General features: G+C 67.4%; 6 protein-coding genes and 3 tRNA genes. 2 read left to right on the top strand and 7 right to left on the bottom strand.

Annotated elements, in window-relative coordinates; genetic code table 11:
* Together AC1DZ6_RS16200 and AC1DZ6_RS16205 are read left to right on the top strand one after the other, a co-directional pair.
* Positions 1 to 1,336: efflux RND transporter permease subunit (locus tag AC1DZ6_RS16200; protein WP_477098181.1), on the top strand; the 1,336-nt coding region annotated here is incomplete at its 5' end.
* 40 nt (positions 1,337 to 1,376) lie between these two features.
* A complete protein-coding gene (locus tag AC1DZ6_RS16205) occupies positions 1,377 to 2,057 on the top strand; it encodes a TetR/AcrR family transcriptional regulator (protein WP_477098182.1) in 681 nt (226 codons plus the stop codon).
* A gap of 421 nt (positions 2,058 to 2,478) precedes the next feature.
* Here the strand turns inward: AC1DZ6_RS16205 and AC1DZ6_RS16210 are convergent.
* The 7 genes from AC1DZ6_RS16210 to recJ form a co-directional block, all read right to left on the bottom strand.
* Positions 2,479 to 2,555: transfer RNA gene (locus AC1DZ6_RS16210), tRNA-Arg, on the bottom strand.
* A gap of 39 nt (positions 2,556 to 2,594) precedes the next feature.
* Entirely contained in the window at positions 2,595 to 2,900 is a 306-nt protein-coding gene (locus tag AC1DZ6_RS16215) for an ETC complex I subunit (protein ID WP_477098183.1), read from the bottom strand.
* Positions 2,901 to 2,947: 47 nt separating this feature from the next.
* A tRNA-Pro gene (locus AC1DZ6_RS16220) sits at positions 2,948 to 3,024 on the bottom strand.
* 61 nt (positions 3,025 to 3,085) lie between these two features.
* Positions 3,086 to 3,601 (bottom strand): DUF192 domain-containing protein, encoded by a 516-nt coding sequence (locus AC1DZ6_RS16225; protein WP_477098186.1) that lies wholly within the window; start codon positions 3,599 to 3,601, stop codon positions 3,086 to 3,088.
* 125 nt (positions 3,602 to 3,726) lie between these two features.
* Entirely contained in the window at positions 3,727 to 4,329 is a 603-nt protein-coding gene (cspD, locus tag AC1DZ6_RS16230; protein ID WP_477098184.1) for a stationary phase survival cold shock domain protein CspD, read from the bottom strand.
* Between the two features lie 171 nt (positions 4,330 to 4,500).
* Positions 4,501 to 4,575 (bottom strand) — tRNA-Glu (locus tag AC1DZ6_RS16235).
* Between the two features lie 69 nt (positions 4,576 to 4,644).
* Positions 4,645 to 6,462, bottom strand: coding sequence for a single-stranded-DNA-specific exonuclease RecJ (gene recJ, locus AC1DZ6_RS16240; RefSeq protein ID WP_477098185.1), 1,818 nt, complete (start codon positions 6,460 to 6,462; stop codon positions 4,645 to 4,647).
* Between the last annotated feature and the right edge of the window lie 168 nt (positions 6,463 to 6,630).

Consider the following 6,630-nt stretch of genomic DNA (forward strand, 5'->3'; position numbering starts at 1 on the left):
GCCGGAGGCCAAGATCGTCACCAGCTATATCGGCCAGGGCGCGCCGCGCTTCTTCCTGGCCATGTCGCCCGAGCTGCCCGATCCGTCGTTCGCCAAGATCGTCGTGCTGACCACGAACGAGAAGGCGCGCGACGCCCTCAAGACGCGGGTTCGCCAGTTCGCCCAACAGGGCACGGTCGCCGGGGCGCGCATCCGGGCCACCCAGATCGTCTTCGGCCCACCCTCGCCCTGGCCGGTGGCGTTCCGCGTCATGGGCTCGGATCCCGCCAAGGTCCGCGAGATCGCCGAACAGGTTCGCGGCGTCATGCAGGCCAACAAGGCCATGCGGCAGGTCAACACCGACTGGGGCGAGCGCGTCCCGAGCATCCACTTCGTGCTCGACCAGAACCGCCTGCGGGCCATGGGCCTTTCCAGCCACGACGCCTCGGAGCAGTTGCAGTTCCTGCTGACCGGCGCGCCCGTCACCCAGGTGCGCGAGGATATCCGCACCGTCCAGGTTATGGCCCGCACCAGCGGCGGCGACCGGCTGGACCCGGCGCGCCTCTCCGCCTTTACCCTGGTCGGGTCGGAAGGCCAGCGCGTGCCGCTCGACCAGATCGGCAAGGTCGAGATCCGCATGGAGGATCCGATCCTGCGCCGCCGCGACCGCCTGCCCACCATCACGGTGCGCGGCGACGTTGGGGCGGAATTCCAACCGCCGGCCGTCTCGGCCCAGGTGATGCAGGCGCTCAAGCCGATCACGCAGGCCCTGCCCGCCGGCTACCGGATCGAGATGGGCGCGGACATCGAGGAGGCCGGCAAGGCCAACGCGGCCCTCGCGGCGGTCTTCCCGCTGATGTTCATCCTGATGATGATCGTGATCATCTTCCAGGTGCGGTCGCTGTCGGCGATGTGGATGGTGCTGCTGACCGCGCCCCTGGCCCTAGTTGGCGTGGTGCCCACCCTGCTGATCTTCCACCAGCCGTTCGGCTTCAACGCCATCCTCGGCCTGATCGGCCTGGCGGGGATCATCATGCGCAACGGCCTGATCCTGATCGGCCAGATCCACACCAATGAGCATGACGGTCTGGATCCCTACCACGCCGTGGTCGAGGCGACGGTCCAGCGCGCCCGGCCGGTGATCCTCACCGCCCTGGCGGCGGTGCTGGCCTTCGTACCGCTGACCTTCTCGGTGTTCTGGTCGTCACTGGCCTACACCCTGATCGGCGGCACCATTGGCGGCACCGTGCTGACCCTGGTGTTCCTGCCGGCGCTGTACGCCCTGTGGTTCCGGATCAAGGAGGGGTCGAGAAACGATCCCTCGATGCCTCCGGCCCTCGACGCAGCCCCCGTCTAGGGCCGCCGCCCCGGGCCTGGCCATGCCTTGCCCGGGGCGCGTGATCGCGGCGGCCGCCTCCCCCACCGGCCGCCGCGATCTTCATTTTACCGATGCCGCGATGACCTCAGAACGCTCGTCTTGTTCGCCGCGATCAACCCGTCCCGCGCGGGCGGCCGCGGGCTGGGACCGCACGCATGGCGACCTCACCGGCGTAGCGACGGATCTCTTTCGTCGCTACGGCGTCCATTCGACCTCGATCGACGACATCGTCACGGCCGCCAACCTCACCAAGCCCACGCTCTACCGACATTTTTCGAGCAAGGAGGAGCTGGTCGTCGCCTGCCTTCGCGAGGAAGGGCGCCAGACGAGACGCGCGTTGATGGAAGCGGTCGAGCTCACGCCCCGCGAACCGAGCCAGCGCATCCGCGCRATCGGCGACTACTTCGCCGCCAAGTTCGCCGACACACCCAGCCGAGGCCTTTTCGCCCTCAACCTGGCGGTCGAACACTCTCAACCCGAAACGCCAATTCGTGCGGCGATCCACGCGGAGATCGAATGTTTCCACGATCAGCTCGCTCTCCTAATCGCGCCGGCGGCGTCCGCCAGTATCCACTCGGTCGCCCGCAAGCTCGCGTTGGCGATCTTCGGCGCGAGCGCCGCTTGCCAAGCCCTCGGTGCGATAGCCTCTGAACACCTCGCCGAAAGCGTCGAGGGTATTATCTCGCAGTACCGGGCCTGAGGTATGCGGACCCACGCACCACGCTCACCAGCGCTTGCCGTTGAACTGGGATTCTCACGCCTGTCTGCTTTCACCCGGTGGAGACGGAAGACTGAAGGCGGCCTCTGGAAAAGACTCCGCTCGGCGCGGACGACTTTTGTTGGCCTGACGAGAACGGTCGCCACTCCACAACGATCCGACTGCCGATGGCGCCGAGGAGACCTTCGAAGCGCCAGCAGCGCTGCCCCCAGATGTCAAACTGGGCATCAGTCCGCAGCGCTATCGAGATAGCAGGCCCTCTACCCCACTCCAGTACAGAGAACTAATTTAGGCAATTAAAACAATGACATAGAGAGTGAGGTCCACGCCTCAGGAAGTATCAGAAACCTGGATTTCCGGATAAGCTATTGTAAAATAAAAATAAGTTTCAACTGTAAAATGATGGCGCGCCCTGCTGGATTCGAACCAGCGACCGCTCGCTTAGAAGGCGAGTGCTCTATCCAACTGAGCTAAGGGCGCGGACCCCGTGGGACCTTAAGGAAACTTGAGGCGGAACGCCTAGTGCGTCCAGGGCTGCTTGCGGCCGGCGGCGAAGTTGTCGGCGTAGGCCTTGATGATCCGCTTGGGCGTCTTGGGCTCGAACAGCTGGAACGAGATCTCGTGACGCTGGGCGTAGGCCACGGCTTCGTCGCGGGTCTCGAAGTTCAGGCGCACCTGGCCCTTCATGTCGCTCGACTGGGTCCAGCCCATCAGGGGGTCGGACCGTCTGGCCGACGCCGGTTCGAACTCCAGCAACCAGTCCTTGGTCTTGGCCTTGCCGGACTGCATGGCGGTCTTGGCGGGGCGGTAGATGCGCGCGAGCATGAAGCCTCTCCGGGTCGGTCTCTTAGCCCCTCGCCGAGGGGTCTAGGTGGTCGGAGCGGCAGGATTTGAACCTGCGACCCTCTGGTCCCAAACCAGATGCGCTACCAGGCTGCGCTACGCTCCGAAACACCGAGCGGGTGCTCTACAGGGCTTCGTCGCCCGGAGCAAACGGAACGGGGCTGTGATCAGCCTTTCGGGAAGATTTTGTTGAGCACCCGGTCGCCCGGCAGGATCCCCAGTTGCGCGGCGCGGCCGCCGGGGATCTCCAGCACGCCGCGAATGACCCCGCCCGAGGGGATGGGCGTCTCGTCGTGCGGCACGGCGTTGCGGGCGATCGACAGCACCCGGCCGTCGGGCGCGATGTAGAGGATGTCCAGCGGGATCAGGGTGTTCTTCATCCAGAAGGCCGCCCGCTGGGGCGGGTTGTAGGGAAACAGCATGCCGCGGTCGGGCGCCAGCGACTTGCGGAACATCAGGCCCCGCTCCTGCTCGGCCTTGGTCGTCGCCAGCTCGACCGTGAACTTGACCCGCCCCCGGCTGGTCAGGATCTCGACGGTGTCGAGCTTGGCCGAGGGCTTGGCGGCGACGGCGGCGGCCGGCTTGGGCCTGGCCTGCCGGGCCCGGGCCGGAGCGGCGATCAGGGCGCCCGAGATCAGGGCAAGGGCGAGCAGCGCGAAGGCGCGTCGTCCGATCGTCGTCATGGAAGTCACGCGCGGCCTCGTCATTCTCGCCGCGAGAGACACGGCGAGGCGACCCTACGACGCCCCGCGTCGATGGCGAAAGTCAGTCTCGAAAGTCAGCCTCGAAAATCGGGGGCCCTGGAGCTTCAGTCCTCGCCCGGCGTGATCTCGGCCACCACCAGGCCCTTGGGCCCCTCGGCGAAGCGCACCATCACGTCGTCGCCCGGCTGCAGGTCTTCCAGACCGCCGCGACGCAGGGTCTCGATGTGCACGAAGATGTCGCCCGGTTGGCCGTCGCGGACGACGAAGCCATAGCCCTTCGTGCGGTTGAACCACTTGACCTTGGCCTTCTCGGCCGGTCCGACGGGCTCCAGCGCCTGGCGGCCGCTGTCGACGCCCGACCGGAAGTGGTCTCTGCGCAGGCCCATGCCCCCGTCGCCGAACGTCCGCTTGGGCCGCTCCATCGGCGCGCTGGCGGCGCTTTCGTCCAGATCCACGACCTCGGACACCTGCCACCCCTTGGGGCGCTTGACCACGTCGCAAACGATGATCGCGCCTTCCAGCGCCGTCTCCCGGCCGCAGTTGCGCAGGGACGTGACGTGCAGCAGCACGTCCTTCAGGCCCGTCTGGCCCGGGTCATCGGGAACGATGAATCCGTACCCCTTGCCCGTATCAAACCACTTCACGCGACCGCTGATACGCACGAATTCCTCATGCGATCCCGAGTCCTCGAAATCGAAACCAGACATTCCGCCCCTCTGGCTCGCCCAGACAGCCCAGGGGGCGAGCACCACAGAATAACACTGTTCTCGCGGGAGGAGAGCCGTCAATAACCAATTGATCGCGAACGGCCATTGGAAGGCGTCCGCGACATTTCGTCGCGGTTTCCGAGCCGACATAAACCTGGGTGATCGTGGTGGTGGTAGTCCCTAGGGGAGTCGAACCCCTCTCTCCAGAATGAAAATCTGGCGTCCTAACCGATAGACGAAGGGACCACGTGGCCGCGAAGAGCAGGCGATATACAAAGCTTCCCCCCGGGGCGCAAGCGACCAAGAGCAGTTTTTTCAAGTCATGCGCATGCGGGGGTCGGCGACGTCCTCGATCTCCAGCTGAACCCCTTCGCGCCCCATATAATCGTCCGGTTTCAGACGACCCACGACGTGCAGGGCGCCGCCGCCGGACAGCAAACGCTCGCCGAGAGGCGTCTCGGCCGAGCGCCAGGAGATCGCCTTGATTCGATCGCCCGACGGTCCGACCAGGTCGACGCGGACGTGGCCGCCCTTCATGGCCATCACCCGCTCGGGCCGAACGCCGGCCAGGGCGAACATCGGTTCGGGATTGCCGGGACCGAACGGCGCCAGTTGCTGGAACTCGGTCCACAGGGCGCGGTTGGCCGCCCGGGGCTGGACCAGGGCGTCGATGTCGACCCCCTCGACGCCCACGGCCTCCATCTCGCCGGCCAGGCGCTCTTCCAGGAAGGCGCGGAACTCGGGGATGGAGTCGGGGCGGATCGACAGGCCCGCGGCCATGGCGTGGCCGCCGCCCGCCATCAGCAGGCCCGCCTCGAAGGCCGCCTGGATCGCCGCCCCCAGGTTGACGCCCGGCTGCGAGCGGCCCGAGCCCTTGCCGACATTGGCGGCGCGGTCGATGCCGATCACCACCACCGGCTTGCGATAGCGCTCGCGCAGGCGGCCGGCGACGATGCCGATCACCCCCGGGTGCCACCCTTCCCCCGCCACGACGATCACCGGGGCGTCGGGATTGAAGTTGCTGCCGCGTTCGAGGATGGCGGCGGCCTCCTCGACCACCCCGGCTTCGACCGCCTTGCGCTCGGTGTTGAGGCCGTCGAGCTCCTCGGCGAGGACGCGGGCCTCTTCCGGATCGTCCGTGGACAGCAGGCGCGCGCCGAGGTCGGAACGGCCGATGCGTCCGCCGGCGTTGATGCGCGGCCCGAGGATGAAGCCGGCGTGGAACACCGAGGCCGGGCCAGAGCCTTTGCCCACTTCGAACAAAGCCTTCAGGCCCGGATTGCCCCAGCTGGACATGGTCCGCAGGCCCAGGGTGGTCAGGGCGCGATTGAAGCCGACCAGCTGGGTGACGTCGCAGACCTCGCCCATGGCCACCAGGTCCAGCCATTGGCGCAGGTCGGGCTGCGGGCGTTCCTCGGTGAACAGGCCGCGCTTGCGGGCTTCGCGGTTCAGGGCGGCCAGCAACACGAAGGTCACGCCGGCCGCGGCCAGCACCCCCTGCCCGCTCTGGCAGCCTGGACGGTTGGGATTGACCACGGCGGCGGCCGCCGGCGGGTCTTCGCGCATCAGGTGGTGGTCGATCACCACCACTTCGAGGCCGATCGTGGCGGCGCTGGCGATGGCGTCATAGGCCGCCGCGCCGCAGTCCAGCGTGACGACCAGCTCGGCGCCGGTGTCGCGGATGGTCTTGAAGGCCGCCGGGCTGGGGCCGTAGCCCTCGGTCAGGCGGTCGGGAATGTAGATCGGCAGTTCGACGCCCATGTAGCGGAACCAGCGAACCAGTTGGGCGGCGCTGGTTGCCCCGTCGACGTCGTAGTCGGCGAACACCATGGTCGAGCGGCCGCTTTCCAGCGCGTCGATCAGGATTGTCGCCGCGACGTCCATGTCGGTGAAGCTGGAGGGGTCAGGAAACAGCGCCTTCAGCGTGGGCCGCAGATAGTGCTCGGCCGCATCGACGCCGACACCGCGCGAGGCCAGGGCCCGGGCCAGGGGCTCGGACAGGCCGTGGACCTGCTGGTGGCTCCGCGCCGCCGCAGGGTCGCCCGGGCGCTCGCGCCAGGCCCGACCGCTGATCGAGCGGGCGACGTCTAGGAAGTGGCCCGCCTCGAGCGGAGCGTGTCCGTCAGCGGCCATGGCTCAGCCCTCCCGCGCGGGAAAGCGGCCGGAAATGCGGAGCTTGGCTGTCGTGATCATCTCCCGAACCTACGCCCTTTGGCGGATTCGCTCCATGCGGCGCGAGGCTGGAAGGTAGGGCGTGGATGCGTCAGAAGCGGACGCGGCTCCGGTCGCCCAGGCGAAATC

This window comes from Caulobacter sp. P1_B12_2, from assembly GCF_056406675.1.

What these genes read in the sequence shown, in the direction of transcription:
- AC1DZ6_RS16215 (WP_477098183.1), bottom strand. Translation starts at nt 2,900, where the DNA reads ATGCTCGCGCGCATCTACCGCCCCGCCAAGACCGCCATGCAGTCCGGC.
- AC1DZ6_RS16225 (WP_477098186.1), bottom strand. Translation starts at nt 3,601, where the DNA reads ATGACGACGATCGGACGACGCGCCTTCGCGCTGCTCGCCCTTGCCCTG.
- cspD (WP_477098184.1), bottom strand. Translation starts at nt 4,329, where the DNA reads ATGTCTGGTTTCGATTTCGAGGACTCGGGATCGCATGAGGAATTCGTG.
- recJ (WP_477098185.1), bottom strand. Translation starts at nt 6,462, where the DNA reads ATGGCCGCTGACGGACACGCTCCGCTCGAGGCGGGCCACTTCCTAGAC.